Source organism: Streptococcus oralis (assembly GCF_023110055.1).
Lineage (GTDB): Bacteria > Bacillota > Bacilli > Lactobacillales > Streptococcaceae > Streptococcus > Streptococcus oralis_BY.
Window position 1 is genome coordinate 154,031 of sequence record NZ_JALDVG010000002.1, and the last position, 14,196, is coordinate 168,226.

The 14,196-nt window shown below is 42.5% G+C and carries 13 protein-coding genes, 1 pseudogene and 1 riboswitch; of the genes and pseudogenes, 2 read left to right on the forward strand and 12 right to left on the reverse strand.

Annotated elements, in window-relative coordinates; all coding sequences use genetic code 11:
- Positions 1–3: 3 nt before the first annotated feature.
- The 12 genes and pseudogenes from M1G01_RS08045 to M1G01_RS08100 form a co-directional block, all read right to left on the reverse strand.
- Complete coding sequence (locus tag M1G01_RS08045) at positions 4–393, reverse strand: hypothetical protein (protein WP_247931563.1); 390 nt, start codon at positions 391–393, stop codon at positions 4–6.
- A 301-nt stretch (positions 394–694) separates the two neighbouring features.
- Positions 695–1,087 carry a 30S ribosomal protein S9 gene (gene rpsI / locus M1G01_RS08050; RefSeq protein WP_000075973.1) on the reverse strand — a complete coding sequence of 131 codons (393 nt, stop codon included), beginning with the start codon at positions 1,085–1,087 and terminating at the stop codon, positions 695–697.
- A gap of 18 nt (positions 1,088–1,105) precedes the next feature.
- On the reverse strand, positions 1,106–1,552 hold the full coding sequence (gene rplM / locus M1G01_RS08055) for a 50S ribosomal protein L13 (protein WP_001044624.1): 447 nt from the start codon (positions 1,550–1,552) through the stop codon (positions 1,106–1,108).
- A 210-nt stretch (positions 1,553–1,762) separates the two neighbouring features.
- On the reverse strand, positions 1,763–2,962 hold the full coding sequence (locus tag M1G01_RS08060) for an ABC transporter permease (RefSeq protein WP_247931564.1): 1,200 nt from the start codon (positions 2,960–2,962) through the stop codon (positions 1,763–1,765).
- A complete protein-coding gene (locus tag M1G01_RS08065) occupies positions 2,959–3,852 on the reverse strand; it encodes an ABC transporter ATP-binding protein (protein WP_247931565.1) in 894 nt (297 codons plus the stop codon). The genes M1G01_RS08060 and M1G01_RS08065 overlap by 4 nt, the downstream gene beginning before the upstream one ends.
- Before the next feature lie 248 nt (positions 3,853–4,100).
- Positions 4,101–6,506 (reverse strand): phenylalanine--tRNA ligase subunit beta, encoded by a 2,406-nt coding sequence (gene pheT, locus M1G01_RS08070; RefSeq protein WP_247931566.1) that lies wholly within the window; start codon positions 6,504–6,506, stop codon positions 4,101–4,103.
- Between the two features lie 128 nt (positions 6,507–6,634).
- Entirely contained in the window at positions 6,635–7,681 is a 1,047-nt protein-coding gene (gene pheS / locus M1G01_RS08075) for a phenylalanine--tRNA ligase subunit alpha (RefSeq protein WP_247931567.1), read from the reverse strand.
- A gap of 270 nt (positions 7,682–7,951) precedes the next feature.
- The gene (locus M1G01_RS08080; protein ID WP_247931604.1) at positions 7,952–8,401 is read right to left on the reverse strand and encodes a GNAT family N-acetyltransferase; all 450 of its coding nucleotides are present in this window, start codon (positions 8,399–8,401) and stop codon (positions 7,952–7,954) included.
- Positions 8,402–8,405: 4 nt separating this feature from the next.
- Positions 8,406–8,826 (reverse strand): annotated as a pseudogene (locus M1G01_RS08085) (chromosome partitioning protein ParB).
- Positions 8,827–8,853: 27 nt separating this feature from the next.
- The gene (locus tag M1G01_RS08090; RefSeq protein ID WP_247931568.1) at positions 8,854–9,504 is read right to left on the reverse strand and encodes a phosphatase PAP2 family protein; all 651 of its coding nucleotides are present in this window, start codon (positions 9,502–9,504) and stop codon (positions 8,854–8,856) included.
- A complete protein-coding gene (locus tag M1G01_RS08095) occupies positions 9,494–10,057 on the reverse strand; it encodes an ECF transporter S component (protein ID WP_000185844.1) in 564 nt (187 codons plus the stop codon). Before M1G01_RS08095 ends, M1G01_RS08090 begins: the two co-directional genes overlap by 11 nt.
- Positions 10,058–10,210: 153 nt before the next feature.
- Positions 10,211–10,429: riboswitch (FMN riboswitch) on the reverse strand.
- Positions 10,430–10,469: 40 nt separating this feature from the next.
- A complete protein-coding gene (locus tag M1G01_RS08100) occupies positions 10,470–10,973 on the reverse strand; it encodes a tRNA (cytidine(34)-2'-O)-methyltransferase (RefSeq protein ID WP_247931569.1) in 504 nt (167 codons plus the stop codon).
- Positions 10,974–11,373: 400 nt separating this feature from the next.
- On the opposite strand from M1G01_RS08100, the gene trkA reads away from it, so the two are divergent.
- Positions 11,374–12,723, forward strand: a complete 1,350-nt coding sequence (trkA, locus tag M1G01_RS08105; protein WP_247931570.1) for a Trk system potassium transporter TrkA — start codon at positions 11,374–11,376, stop codon at positions 12,721–12,723.
- 3 nt (positions 12,724–12,726) lie between these two features.
- Complete coding sequence (locus M1G01_RS08110; RefSeq protein WP_247931571.1) at positions 12,727–14,166, forward strand: TrkH family potassium uptake protein; 1,440 nt, start codon at positions 12,727–12,729, stop codon at positions 14,164–14,166.
- Positions 14,167–14,196 lie beyond the last annotated feature (30 nt).

The following is a 14,196-nucleotide window of genomic DNA, read 5'->3' on the forward strand; positions in this document are numbered from 1 at the left end:
CTATTAGTCAAGCAGTTTACCCCCAATGCCTAGCCCATTAACTAATGTCATCGAAGCTAAATCAACTTTTCCATCATCTACAATTATCATTACATGCCAACCAGAATTATCAATGTTATTAAACGTTCCATAAACATCAATAATATCTCCTCCTCCTTGAGGTGTACCATTTCCTACCTTATCCCATTGTGTCTGTCTCCAATCAATTTGAACAGATTCTATCTTTGGATTTTGGGATTTTACAAAATCCTTAATCTCCTCTTCATGCTCCTTTAAATAAGCCAACTGCTTGGCTCGCGGACTTAGAAATAGATTTGTTTCCTGTGCTAGCCATGCGCCTCCTCCAAATACTACAATGGACAAAACCAGTAAAATCAAGGCACGTTTTTTCATATTGATGCTCCTTCAGATATATCATCTCCCTCTTACAATCCCAAACTCCTTAATTAAAAACAAATTACGGATCTATTGTTGCTTTAGAAATAGAAGATTGTCGTTAAAACTAGTATAGCATAAAAGCCTCAAACAGCCTATTTCACCAATCACTCTTCTTGAAGACTTGTTAATAATTTGACCAGAAGGATTTGAGTTGAATGCAAAGAAACAATAGTGTGAATTTTGCTAAAAATCATCAAAAAAACACCCCATGGTATGAACCATGAAGTGCTTTGAAACGTTGATAAAATCGTATTGATTAACGTTTACTAAATTGTGATGCTTTACGAGCTTTCTTAAGACCTGGCTTCTTACGCTCAACTTTACGTGAGTCACGTGTAAGAAGTCCTGCGCGTTTCAATGAATCGCGGAAGTCTGGGTCTACTTGAAGAAGAGCACGAGCGATACCGTGACGGATAGCTCCTGATTGACCAGCGTATCCACCACCTACAACATTAACGAAAACGTCGTATGAACCTACAGTTGAAGTAACTGCGAATGGTTGGTTGATAACAAGACGAAGGTCAGCGTGTGGGATGTACTCTTCAACATCTTTTTTGTTAACGGTGATTTTACCAGTTCCTGGAACAAGGCGAACGCGTGCAACAGCGTTTTTACGACGTCCAGTACCTGCATATTGTGCTTGTGACATACTTTATTGTTCCTTTCCTTAGATAAGTCCTGAAATATCAAGAACTTCTGGTTGTTGTGCAGCGTGAGTGTGCTCAGCTCCAACGAATACTTTCAATTTCATACCTTGAGCGCGGCCAAGAGTATTGTGTGGAAGCATACCTTTAACTGATTTTTCGATCAAACGTACTGCATTTTTAGAACGAAGTTCACCAGCAGAGATTTGTTTCAATCCACCTGGGTGGTTTGAGTGAGTGTAGTAGATCTTATCAGTTGCTTTTTTACCAGTCAATTTAACTTTTTCAGCATTGATAACGATTACGAAGTCACCTGTATCAGTGTGTGGTGTGAATGTTGGTTTGTTTTTTCCGCGAAGTACGCTAGCAACAACTGCTGAAAGGCGTCCAAGAGGTACATCAGTTGCGTCAACAACGTACCATTTGCGTTCTACTTGGCCTGGTTTAGCCATGAATGTAGTTTTGTTCATGATTTCTCCTATATGAATATCGTTTTTGTTTACAGGGCGGATGTTCCGGTCCGTGGGGTATTTGAAAGGTTCCGGGGCCTTACAAATGGGGTAAACAATACCGTCTACTATCATACCAAATTTCACTACTAAAAGTCAATAGATATGAAAAATATTTTTGCCGATTTCAGTGTTTAACATCTAGAAAAACCTCGCTTTTGCGAGGCTCTCCTATTTATAAGCTAAGGCACGTTTAAAGGTTTTCCAGATTCCCAAATCATCTGTTTGAAGGACTAGACTAGCATACATGCGTCCGATAAAGGCTGTTGCAGTGACTGCAAAAACAACCGTTATGGCAAGCGAAATCCAAGCTTCCAGATCACTGGCATACCCATTTATAGCTCTAAACGGCATAAAGAAGGTCGAGATGAAAGGAATATAGGAGCCAATTTTCAGAACTAAATTGTCCCCAGCAGCACCTAGAGAGGTCACACCGACAAATCCTGCTATAATCAAGATCATCAATGGCGACAAGGCCTTTCCTGAATCCTCAGGGCGAGAAACCATAGAGCCTAGAAAGGCTGCTAAAACAACGTACATAAAGAGGCTAACCAAGACAAACAATAAGGTATTGAGCGAGAAGGCCTCTCCTAGATGATTTAAAATCCCAGATTGTGCCAAGATAGGGATGTCTTTAAAGAGCAGAATGGCAGCAAGTCCACCCACGACGTAAATGCCAATATGAGTCAAAATCACAAGAAGTAGAGCCAGCATGCGAGCGTAGAAATAATGACTTGCTCGGATACTAGAGAAGACCACCTCCATGATTTTGGTTCCTTTCTCGCTAGCCACTTCCTGAGCAGTGACACTAGCATAGGTAATCAAAATCATATAAAGGAAGAAGCCAAGCCCTGCGGCCGCAATGGTTTGAACAATTTTTTTGTTTTCCTTAGATTCATCAATTTTCTCAGTAAAATCAACGGTTTGACTCAGGCGTTTTTCCTGTTCTTGAGACAAATTAGCTGACGAACGATTGAGTTGGTATTGCAGTTCGTTTAGCTTATTGGTTACTGCTAGTTTGATGCCTGTTTCAAGAGAAGTTTCACCATGATAGACGGCCTTGAGGACGCTGTCCTCTTGGTCAATGGTTAGGTAACCCTTGATTTTCTCATACTTGATAGCAGCCTGGGCACTGGCTTCATCCTTATAATCAAAGTTGATACCATTGGTACCCTTGAGCCCTTCTTCCACAGATGGCACAGTTGTTACTACTGCTATCTTGCTATTCTTGGCCATAGAAGACCCTTGGAGAAAGCCGATTCCTACAGATAAGGCTAAAAAGAGGAACGGCGAAATCACCATAAAGAAGAAACTCCACGACTTGACATGTCGAAGATAGGTTTCCTTCATTACAACCCACATATTTCTCATACTTCCACCCCTGATTCTAGTTTAAAGATTTCATCGATTGTTGGAGCTTGTTGGTCAAAGGTCGCGATGTATTGACCTTGAGTGAGGATTGGGAAGAGTTCTCTTCCAGCGCTCTCATCATCTAGGATCAATTTCCAACTGCCTTGCTTGGTCAAGCTCACCTGTTTGACATGAGGAAGATTTTCCAATTCTTCCTTACTTCGTTCACTTGAAACAAAGAGACGTGTTTTCCCATATTGATTACGGACATCCTGAACTGGTCCATGCAAGACCACACGCCCGTCACGAATCATCAGAATATCATCGCAAAGTTCCTCAACGTTGGTCATAACATGGTCAGAAAAGATAATGATTGCACCACGCTCTTTCTCTTTCAAGATGACTTGTTTGAGCAACTCGGTATTGACTGGATCCAAACCACTAAAAGGCTCATCCAAGATAATCAAGTCTGGCTCATGGATTAGGGTGATAATCAGCTGAATTTTCTGCTGATTTCCTTTGGAGAGGCTCTTGATTTTGTCGGTCAATTTGCCCTTCACTTCCAATTTTTCCATCCATTGAGGGAGTTTTTCCTTGACTTCTTTAGCATCCATGCCCTTTAGAGTCGCCAAGTAGCGAACTTGTTCAAGGACGGTCAACTTGGGCATAAGACTGCGTTCTTCAGGCAAATAACCTATCCGAGCGTAAGTTTCCTGACGAATATCCTGCCCATCCAGACTGATCTCTCCTTGGTACTCCAAAAATTTCAAAATACTGTGGAAAATCGTTGTTTTCCCAGCACCATTTTTTCCGACCAGTCCTAGAATTCGTCCTGGACTTGCCTGAAAATCGACACCAAACAAGACTTGCTTGGAACCGAAACTTTTCTCTAGATTTCTTACTTCTAGCATCTTCCACCTCCGAAATATGTTGCACTTATTATACTCCTTTTTGACAGCCTTTACAACGATTTATGTCCATTTCTAACATGATAATTTCTAGTAAATAATATCGTCTCTAAGGATTTTAAGTGCTTCAGTGATAGCTTTAGTATAACCCATTAAAGACTATCCGGGAGAATTTTTCCTCAACTATCGCTTTTCTCTTCTGAACTGTCCTTTTGAAACTAAAAACCCACCCCGAAGGATGGATTGAAAACTTAACGCACTTCTGCATGAACTTTTTCTTCGAGAGAAGTTTGGATTTTTTCCATGTAACGTGCTACTTCTTCGTCTGTCAAGCTATCTTCTGGATTTTGGAAGGTCAAGCTATAAGCCATTGACTTCATGCCAACTCCCAGTTTTTCGCCTGAGAAGACGTCAAAGAGTTTGATATCAGTCAAACGTTTCACGCCTGCAGCTTGGATAGCATCTACAACTTCTTGATGAGTCACTTCTGCCTTGAGGAGTAGGGCCACGTCACGGCTGACTGCTGGGAATTTGGTGATTTCCACAAATGGAGCAGCTGGCTGAAGCGCTGCTTCGATGGCGGAAAGGTTGAGCTCCGCTACATACGTTTCTGGAATATCATAAGCCTTGGCAGTGACTGGATGCACTTGGCCAAGGAAACCAAGAACTTGGTCACCGAGTGAAATCACGGCTGTACGTCCTGGGTGGAGGCTAGCAATCTCAGCTGTTGCTGTATAAGTCACTTCTAGTCCCAAGCGATCAAAGAGCGCTTCAAGGATTCCCTTAGCATAGAAGAAATCAACTGGAACTGCTGCCGTTTGGAAGTCTTTTTCTGCAACCGAGCCGGTTAAGGCAAAGGCAAAGCTATTGATCTCATTTGGTAGATCTTCTTTTGGATTGCCTGTTTGTTCAAAGACTTTTCCAATCTCGTAAAGAGCCAAGTTTTTGTTCTTACGAGCCACGTTATAGGCCACCGTATCAAGGATACCTGAGACCATATTTTGACGGAGGACAGAACGGTCCACTGTCATTGGCCACATGAGTTCTGTAAGGTTACTTGGTTGAGCTGTAAACTCAACTGCTTTTTCAGGAGTTGTCAGAGCGTAGGTGATGATTTCTGTCAAACCAGCTCCTTCAGCGATCGTACGAACTTGACGACGCAATTTTTGTGTCGCAGTCAATTCACCAGCTGTACCATCGTCTTTTGGAAGACTGGTTGGCAAGCGATCATAACCATAGATACGAGCGATTTCTTCAAAGAGGTCCGCTTCGATAGTGATATCCCAACGACGACGGGGTACGCTGACTGTAAATGATTCTGCATTGCCAGAAAGGCCAAAGCCAAGACGACGGAAGACATCTTCCACATCAGCATAGGAAAGCTCCGTACCAAGGACGCGGTTAACGTCTGCAAGGGTTGAAGAAACTTCTACATCAGAAGTATCAAGCGCTCCTGCTGAAACGATGCCCTTACGCACCGTCGCACCTGCAAGATCAGCAATCATGCTCGCTGCCGCATCAAGGGCTTCGTTAACAGTTGCCACATTAATGCCTTTTTCAAAGCGAGAAGACGACTCAGAACGAAGGTTGAGGCGTCCGCTAGTCTTGCGGATGGATTTGCCATTGAAAACAGCAGCTTCAAGGACAACACGATTAGAATTTTCAGAGATTTCGGTTTCTTGACCACCCATGACACCTGCAAGGGCTACTGGCTTGTCTGCGACAGTGATGACTAAGTCAGTTTCTGCAAGTTCACGTTCTTCACCGTCCAAGGTCACTAATTTTTCACCAGCACACGCTTCACGCACACGAATCTCGCTTCCTTCAAAGGTATCCAAGTCAAAGGCATGCATCGGTTGACCAAAGTAGAGCAGGATGTAGTTGGTTACGTCTACGACATTGTTAATCGGACGGATGCCTTCGTTCATGAGGAGGTTTTGCAACCATTGTGGACTTGGTGCGATGGTCACATTGTCCAAGATACGGGCTGCATAGTAAGGCGCCTTATCTGTTTCAATGCCTACAGAGAGGGCCTCTGCTGCAGCTTCATTTGTTTCTGTTAAACTGAATTCTTTAAAGCTAACTGCCTTGTCATAGATGGCTGCCACTTCGTGCGCTACTCCACGCATAGATAGAGCGTCTGCACGGTTTGGCGTGATAGAAAGTTCGATGATTTCGTCATCCAAGTCTAGGTAAGAGAAAACTTCATCTCCAGGAATAGCATCTTCTGGCAAGATTTGGATTCCATCTGCGAATTCCTTCGGTACAACCGAGTCAGAAATTCCCAATTCACCAAGTGAACAGATCATTCCAAGTGACTCCAAGCCACGGATTTTCCCTTTTTTGATTTTGTAGTTGTCAGCGATACGAGCTCCTGGAAGAGCTACCATGACCTTGATCCCAGCACGCACATTTGGGGCACCACAAACGATCTGACGGGCTTCTTCTTCGCCAACGTTAACTTGACAAACATGCAAGTGTGTTTCTGGCACATCTTCGCAAGACAAGACCTCACCGACGACAATTTTTGAGAGACCAGCAGCTGGTGATTCGACACCTTCGACCTCGATCCCTGTAGTTGACATTTTCTCAGCCAACTCTTGTGATGGCACATCAATGTCCACCAATTCTTTTAACCATTTATAAGATACAAGCATAATTCTGATTGTAAGATCCCACCAAGCGGGACCTTTTCAATTCCTTTCTTTTTCTTCGAGTCAGTCGTTTCTTTTTTTACTATTTGAAATGTGAGCGACTGTATAGGACTATGTTTCAGGTTTCAATCTTATTTAAACTGTTCTGAGAAGCGGACATCTCCTTGATAGAATCCACGAATATCGTTGATTCCGTTACGGAGCATAGCGACACGCTCTTGTCCAAGACCAAAGGCAAAGCCAGAGTAAACAGTCGCATCGATTCCACTCATTTCAAGGACACGTGGGTGAACCATACCGGCCCCCATAATCTCAATCCAACCTGTTTTCTTACATACGTTACAGCCTTCTCCACCACACTTGAAGCAAGAAACATCCACCTCAACAGATGGCTCTGTGAATGGGAAATACGATGGACGCAAACGAATTTGGCGCTCTTCACCAAACATTTTTTGCACAATCAACTGAAGGGTTCCTTGAAGATCTGCCATAGAGATGTTTTTCCCAACAACCAAGCCTTCGATTTGGTGGAATTGGTGACTGTGGGTCGCATCGTCTGTGTCACGACGGAACACACGTCCTGGTGAGATCATTTTCAAAGGCCCCTTCGAAAAATCATGAGCATCCATAGCACGCGCCTGAACTGGAGACGTGTGAGTACGGAGCAAGATTTCTTCTGTGATATAGAAAGTGTCCTGCATATCGCGAGCTGGGTGGTCTTTTGGAAGGTTCATACGCTCAAAGTTGTAGTAGTCTTTTTCAACTTCAAAACCATCCACGACTTGGTAACCCATCCCGATGAAAATATCTTCGATTTCCTCACTGGTTTGTGTCAAAACGTGACGGTGACCAGTCGCAACTGGACGACCTGGAAGTGTCACATCGATGCTCTCGCTAGCAAGTTGAGCCGCGACTTTCTTTTCTTCCAAAAGCTTAGCTGTTTCTTCAAAGGCTGCAGTCAAGATATCACGAGCTTCATTGACGTGTTTCCCAATGATTGGACGCATCTCAGCAGAAACATCTTTCATCCCTTTAAGGATTTCAGTAAGCGAACCCTTTTTGCCGAGGACAGAGACACGCAAGTCTTGCATCTCTTTTTCATTTTCAGCAGAAATCTGCTTCAAGCTAGCCAGCGTTTCTTCGCGAAGCGCTTTTAATTGTTCTTCAATAGTTGACATAATTCCTCCATCAGTCGCTCGTAGATAAAAAGAAAACCACATGCCAAAAACTCCACTCGGAGCGTTGACACGCGGTACCATCCGTTTTCATCTGACAAGTCAGACCTTCATTTCTAAATCCATGCGCAAGTGAATTCACCCAGCTTTCATATAGAGAGCTTGCAGTCACGGCTCTCCTCCCTGATATACTTCCCTTGGGCTACTAGTCTTGCGGATTTCTATTCGATTACTACATAGTTTATCAGATTTTTAGTTAAAAAACAAGTTAGATTAGACTAATTTCAATATAAAACTCGTTCCTTTTTCTGTTTCTCCATTTTCCACAAATCCAAGCGACTTGAAACACCTCCTAGAAGCATGATTGTAGGTGTAGATTTCCTTGACTCTCAATTCTTTCCATCCTTTTACTCGAGCCAATTCAATCAAAGTACTTAGAATCTTTTTTCCAACTCCTCGATGTTGGTAAGCGGAATCCCCAATCACAATGGGGAGATTATCCTGAGATAGTGTAACATCCCCAATTGGAAACCATTCTCCCTTCTCCTTGACTTCAATCCAAAAAAGCTCACCGTGCTGATCCAAATAGGAATACATAGCTTCCAAGGTCGCTGGACTGTAAGGACTCTTCACACCATCTACGAGGTAAACCAAGTTCACATCCTGATACCAAGCAAAAGCTTCCTCACAATGATTGACCTTATAGTAAGGAACAAGACGCAGTGCATTATCTATTTGTAAAATCTGTTTCATCTGCTTCCCTTTTCAAATAAGAGAGTTGCTGCCTGATTAAAACCATCACACCAGTTATACCATTTTGCTTCATACTCATCTTGAGGTAAGATATGATTTTTTAAATCCAGAACAGAGTAAATCTTTCTTTCCTCGCAAGCTTGCGCATAGAGATAATACAGTTCATCGCCACCATCTCTATCCCACTCAGCAGAAATCGTATCTTGACCTAGCAATAAAGCCTGATAAGCCCTGTGATGCCCATCTGTAATCAACAAGCAATCTCCGAACGCAAGAATACTGATTGGAGCAACATTGATTATTTCTGCCGATTGATAAAGTGTCTGGATGCCTTCTAGTTTCTTTTCTGATAAGTATAGTTGAGTCGGATGGAGAGCTTTTATGCTGACTTTCATTTCTTTCTCCTCAAAGGAATTTGATACTCACTTCTGCTTGCCTTTAAATCGCCATTGGAAGCGAAGTTTGTCATAGAAGGGAAATTCGATAAACAGGAATCCCAAGCCTACACAGAGACTGGCAAGGACATCTGATGGATAGTGAACTCCCAGATAGACTCTTGACACCAGGACACTGACTAGGTAGAGACCTAGCACGATTTGTACGATTTTTCTCCAGACTGGATCTTTAATTCGTTGACTGAGAATGACAATCAGAGTACCTACCATCAGTGTCACTGCCAGAGAATGGCCACTTGGAAAAGAAAATCCCTTCTCCTCTACTAGATGTAAGATAGCTGGCCGTGGGCGCTGATAGATGTTTTTAAAGGTCACGATTAAAAGACCGGCTAAGGCTAGATTACCCGCCATGAAGTAGCTTTCTATCTTCCACTGCTTACGATAAAAGATAAAGGCTGCGATGGCAACCCAGGTGATAATCACTGGGATATCAATCAAATGCGTAAGGGCACGGAACAGAACTGTCAAATAATCTGGCAATTCCCCACGAATAGTAGTCTGAAGCGGTTGATCAAAACCGACCAGCGTTTCGGGGTAAAACTTGACCATATAGCCAAGAAGGACGAAAAGTAAAAGGGCAAAACTGCCCTTCATTAAAAATGTTTGTTTATCTCTCATAATGTTTTAAGGTTGGTTTCAAGAGGACGTATAACAACCAGAATGAAACGGCAAAGATTACACCCTCAATCAAGTTAAAAGGTAATACCATAGTCATTAGGTAGTTGGAAAGTCCCAAAATTTTTCCGATATCAAAGTTGGCAAACTTCGCGTACAAAGGAACAGCATAGACATAGTTGAGCACCAACATAGCCGCAGTCAATCCGACAGTTCCCGCTAGAGATGCTAGTAGGAAACGAAGGGTGCTACGTTCCTTTTTCCAAATCAAACCAAAAGCGATAACAAAAACTCCCAGAGCTACGATATTCATTGGCAAGCCAATGTAAGTATTCACTCCCTGGCTATTGAGAAGCAACTTCAAGAGTGATCGCAACAAGAGAATCCCTAGAGCAGCAGGCAAGTCCATCACCACCAAGCCCACAAGGACTGGCAAGATACTAAACTCGATCTTGAGGAAGGTCGCCGCTGGCAAGAGCGGAAAGTCAAAGTACATCAGCACAAATGAAATGGCTGATAAAATCGCAATGGTCGAAAGTCGACGTGTGTTTGTCATAACAGGTTCCTCCAATTTTCTATAAAATCAGAAGAAGTTGGAAAGGATCCCTCTATCTATTCTCACTTTTTATATCCCAAAAGTTCCCTCTCACTCTTTTGAGCAAGCGGTTGCAATTCATCAATAAACTCATCAGAACAGACAAAGCCATTCTTTCGTCTTCTCCCATCCAGACTATACTGTCGGTTGTGGAATTGCACCACATCAGCTTGCGCTCGCGGACTTCTTTAACTAAGATATTTTGGATTAATCTAGGCGTCGCAGTCGAAGATCATACTTAAAGTATATCGAGACAAGACAACGAAGAGTAAGCCAAAATAGCTAGTTAAAGTCACCGCCGGTCGGGAATTACACCCAGCCCTGAAGACCCCTTTATCATAACAAAAAACGCTTGCAAGTGCAAGCATTTTGATTATTTCAATTTATCTACTTCATAGGTGTGAACAAGCTCAAGACCTGCAAAATTCTGCTGACGAAGAGCTTCGTAGACAATCATGCATACGGTATTGGAAACATTGAGACTGCGAACGTGTTCATCATTCATGGGAATACGGAGTGCTTTCTCAGGATGTTCTCTCATAAAGTCCTCAGGCAAACCCTTGTCTTCGCGTCCAAAGAGAAAATAATGGTCCTCGTCCGTCGATAAATCTGCTTCAGAATAGACCTTTTCCGCAAATTTTGAAATCAGATAAAGTTTTCCCTTCATCTGAGACATGAAATCTTCCAAACTGTCATAAAAATAAATCTCTAACTTATCCCAGTAGTCCAAACCAGCCCGCTTCATCTTGCGATCATCAATCGGAAATCCCATCGGTTTGATAATATGGAGGGGAGAATTGGTCGCAGCGCAAGTACGCGCGATGTTACCTGTATTTTGTGGAATCTGAGGTTCAAATAATACAATGTGATTTGTCATGACTGGCTTCCTTTTATCATTGCAAAAAAATAGCCACACTGCCCGGAGTCAAGCTCAGCAAACAGCGTGGTTAAGGCATCGTTAACTTACCTCACAACAGGTTTGAAGTAAATCAGCGAAACTACTTCCTTAGTATAACACTTTCAGAATCATTGTCAATAGAAACGACTTGATTTTTTTACTTTTTTTGATGATATTTTCATGTTTGGTCATTCCCTTTCTGAAAAGGGATAGTAAGAGAGTAATATCACTCCAAATCGGAAACATCGTTATAGAAATTAAGCAAATGTATCTTCAAAACGTGAAAAAGGCCTTTATTGCCCTAAAAATCGCCTTAGCAAGTGCATTTTTTGCTAAAAAAGGGTATGATAGTTACATCATGAAAAAGTAGGTTTTTTATATGAAAATTGTCCTTGTTGGTGGAGGGAAAGTTGGTTTCGCCCTCTGTCGTTCACTGGTTGCAGAAAACCATGACGTTGTCCTCATCGAACAAGATGAGGCTGTCCTCAATCACATTGTCAGTCGCTTTGATATCATAGGACTCCTTGGAAATGGTGCTGACTTTGCCATCTTGGAGCAAGCCAGTGTTCAAGAGTGCGATATCTTTATCGCCCTAACCGAATACGATGAAGTGAATATGATTTCAGCGGTACTTGCTAAAAAAATGGGCGCTAAAGAAACCATCGTTCGGGTGCGAAATCCTGAATACTCTAATGCCTATTTTAAAGAGAAAAATATTCTTGGATTTTCACTTATCGTTAACCCAGAGCTCCTGGCAGCGCGTGCGATCTCAAATATCATTGATTTCCCTAATGCCCTCTCTGTCGAACGATTTGCTGGAGGTCGGGTCAGTCTCATGGAGTTTGTTGTCAAGGATTCTAGCGGTCTTTGTCAAATGCCAATCTCAGACTTCCGTAAAAAATTTGGTAATGTCATTGTCTGTGCTATGGAGAGAGATCATCAACTGATGATCCCAAGTGGTGATGTTATTATCCAAGACAAGGATAGGATTTTTGTTACGGGAAATCGTGTAGATATGATGCTTTTCCATAACTATTTTAAATCTCGCGCAGTGAAAAGCTTGCTTATCGTTGGAGCTGGAAAGATTGCTTATTATCTACTCGGCATTTTAAAAGACAGTCGCATTGATACCAAGGTCATCGAGATCAATCCTGAAAGAGCTAGTTTCTTCAGCGAAAAGTTCCCCAATCTCTATATTGTCCAAGGAGATGGAACTGCAAAAGACATTTTGCTTGAAGAAAGTGCTCCCCACTATGATGCAGTCGCAACCTTGACTGGGGTTGATGAGGAAAATATCATCACTTCTATGTTTCTTGACCGTGTTGGCGTCCATAAGAATATCACCAAGGTCAACCGAACAAGCCTTCTAGAGATTATCCACGCGCCTGATTTTTCGAGTATCATCACACCAAAAAGCATCGCAGTGGATACCATTATGCACTTTATCCGTGGTCGAGTAAACGCTCAGTATTCAGATCTTCAAGCCATGCACCATCTCGCAAATGGTCAAATTGAAACTCTCCAATTCCAAATCAAGGAAGCTAATAAAATGACTGCCAAACCTCTATCACAGTTGAAATTGAAAAAAGGGGTTCTCATCGCAGCCATTATCCGAAAAGGAAAAACAATCTTCCCTACTGGAGAGGATATGCTTGAGGTGGGAGACAAGTTACTCGTGACGACCTTATTGCCAAATATCACCAAAATTTATGATTTGATTGAGAGGTAAAAAATGAATAAAAGTATGATTCGTTACCTCCTCTCAAAGCTTCTCTTGATTGAGGCTGTTCTTCTCCTAGTCCCTGTTAGTGTAGCGATCTATTACCAAGAATCCAGTCAAGTATTTATCGCTCTCTTTTCTACGATTGGAATTTTAGTCCTTCTCGGTGGTCTAGGCATTTTACGGAAACCGAAAAACCAACGGATTTATGCCAAGGAAGGGGTCTTAATTGTTGCCCTCTGTTGGATTCTATGGTCTTTCTTTGGCGGCCTCCCCTTTGTCTTTTCAGGACAAATCCCAAGCGTCATCGATGCCTTCTTTGAAATCAGTTCTGGATTTACGACGACTGGTGCTACTATTCTGAACGATGTTTCCGTTCTCACTCGTTCCCTCCTCTTCTGGCGAAGTTTCACCCACTTGATCGGAGGGATGGGGGTACTCGTCTTTGCACTTGCCATTATGGACAATGCCAAGAATAGTCACTTGGAGGTGATGAAGGCTGAGGTCCCTGGTCCTGTCTTTGGCAAGGTCGTATCCAAGCTAAAAAACACTGCTCAGATCCTCTATCTGCTTTATCTGGCTCTCTTCTCCCTTTTTGTGGTTATCTACTATCTAGCAGGCATGCCTCTCTATGATAGTTTTGTCATCGCTATGGGAACTGCAGGAACTGGGGGATTTACCGTCTATAACGACGGAATTGCCCACTACGGTAGCTCACTCATCACCTATCTAGTTAGTATCGGAGTTCTGGTTTTTGGGGTTAACTTCAATCTCTACTACTACCTCATGCTCCGTCGGGTTAAGGCTTTCTTTGGAGATGAAGAACTACGAGCATATAGCATCATTGTCCTAGTTTCTACAGGCTTGATTACTCTTAATACACTCCACCTCTACCAAGGGGTCTCTAAAAGTGTTGAAATGGCCTTCTTCCAAGTTTCCAATATCATCACAACAACAGGTTTTGGTTACGGAGATATTACCAACTGGCCCCTCTTCTCCCAATTTATCCTCCTCTTCCTCATGGGAATCGGTGGATCAGCTGGCTCAACTGCAGGTGGTCTTAAGGTGATCAGAGGACTTATCCTCTCTAAAATCGCAAAAAATCAGATTTTGTCCACTTTATCCCCTCACCGTGTTTTGACTCTACACGTCAATAAAACTGTGATTGATAAGGATACCCAGCACAAAATTCTTAAATATTTTGCTATCTATATGATGATTATTCTCTCTCTCATCTTTATCGTCAGTCTTGATAGCAATGATTTTCTAGTCGTGACCAGTGCGGTCTTCAGCTGTTTTAACAATATCGGACCTATTCTAGGTACAACCTCGAGTTTTGCCATCTTTAGTCCCATCTCTAAAATCCTCCTCTCCTTTGCAATGATTGCAGGTCGCTTAGAGATATACCCAATTTTGCTACTCTTTATGAAACGCACTTGGTCTAAACGCTAATGATAATACAATTCCCCTTTTACAAGCTAG

Excerpts from the sequence above, each read along its gene's own strand:
- M1G01_RS08045 (WP_247931563.1), bottom strand. The coding sequence starts at position 393 with ATGAAAAAACGTGCCTTGATTTTACTGGTTTTGTCCATTGTAGTATTT.
- rpsI (WP_000075973.1), bottom strand. The coding sequence starts at position 1,087 with ATGTCACAAGCACAATATGCAGGTACTGGACGTCGTAAAAACGCTGTT.
- rplM (WP_001044624.1), bottom strand. The coding sequence starts at position 1,552 with ATGAACAAAACTACATTCATGGCTAAACCAGGCCAAGTAGAACGCAAA.
- M1G01_RS08060 (WP_247931564.1), bottom strand. The coding sequence starts at position 2,962 with ATGAGAAATATGTGGGTTGTAATGAAGGAAACCTATCTTCGACATGTC.
- M1G01_RS08065 (WP_247931565.1), bottom strand. The coding sequence starts at position 3,852 with ATGCTAGAAGTAAGAAATCTAGAGAAAAGTTTCGGTTCCAAGCAAGTC.
- pheT (WP_247931566.1), bottom strand. The coding sequence starts at position 6,506 with ATGCTTGTATCTTATAAATGGTTAAAAGAATTGGTGGACATTGATGTG.
- pheS (WP_247931567.1), bottom strand. The coding sequence starts at position 7,681 with ATGTCAACTATTGAAGAACAATTAAAAGCGCTTCGCGAAGAAACGCTG.
- M1G01_RS08090 (WP_247931568.1), bottom strand. The coding sequence starts at position 9,504 with ATGAGAGATAAACAAACATTTTTAATGAAGGGCAGTTTTGCCCTTTTA.
- M1G01_RS08095 (WP_000185844.1), bottom strand. The coding sequence starts at position 10,057 with ATGACAAACACACGTCGACTTTCGACCATTGCGATTTTATCAGCCATT.
- M1G01_RS08100 (WP_247931569.1), bottom strand. The coding sequence starts at position 10,973 with ATGACAAATCACATTGTATTATTTGAACCTCAGATTCCACAAAATACA.
- trkA (WP_247931570.1), top strand. The coding sequence starts at position 11,374 with ATGAAAATTGTCCTTGTTGGTGGAGGGAAAGTTGGTTTCGCCCTCTGT.
- M1G01_RS08110 (WP_247931571.1), top strand. The coding sequence starts at position 12,727 with ATGAATAAAAGTATGATTCGTTACCTCCTCTCAAAGCTTCTCTTGATT.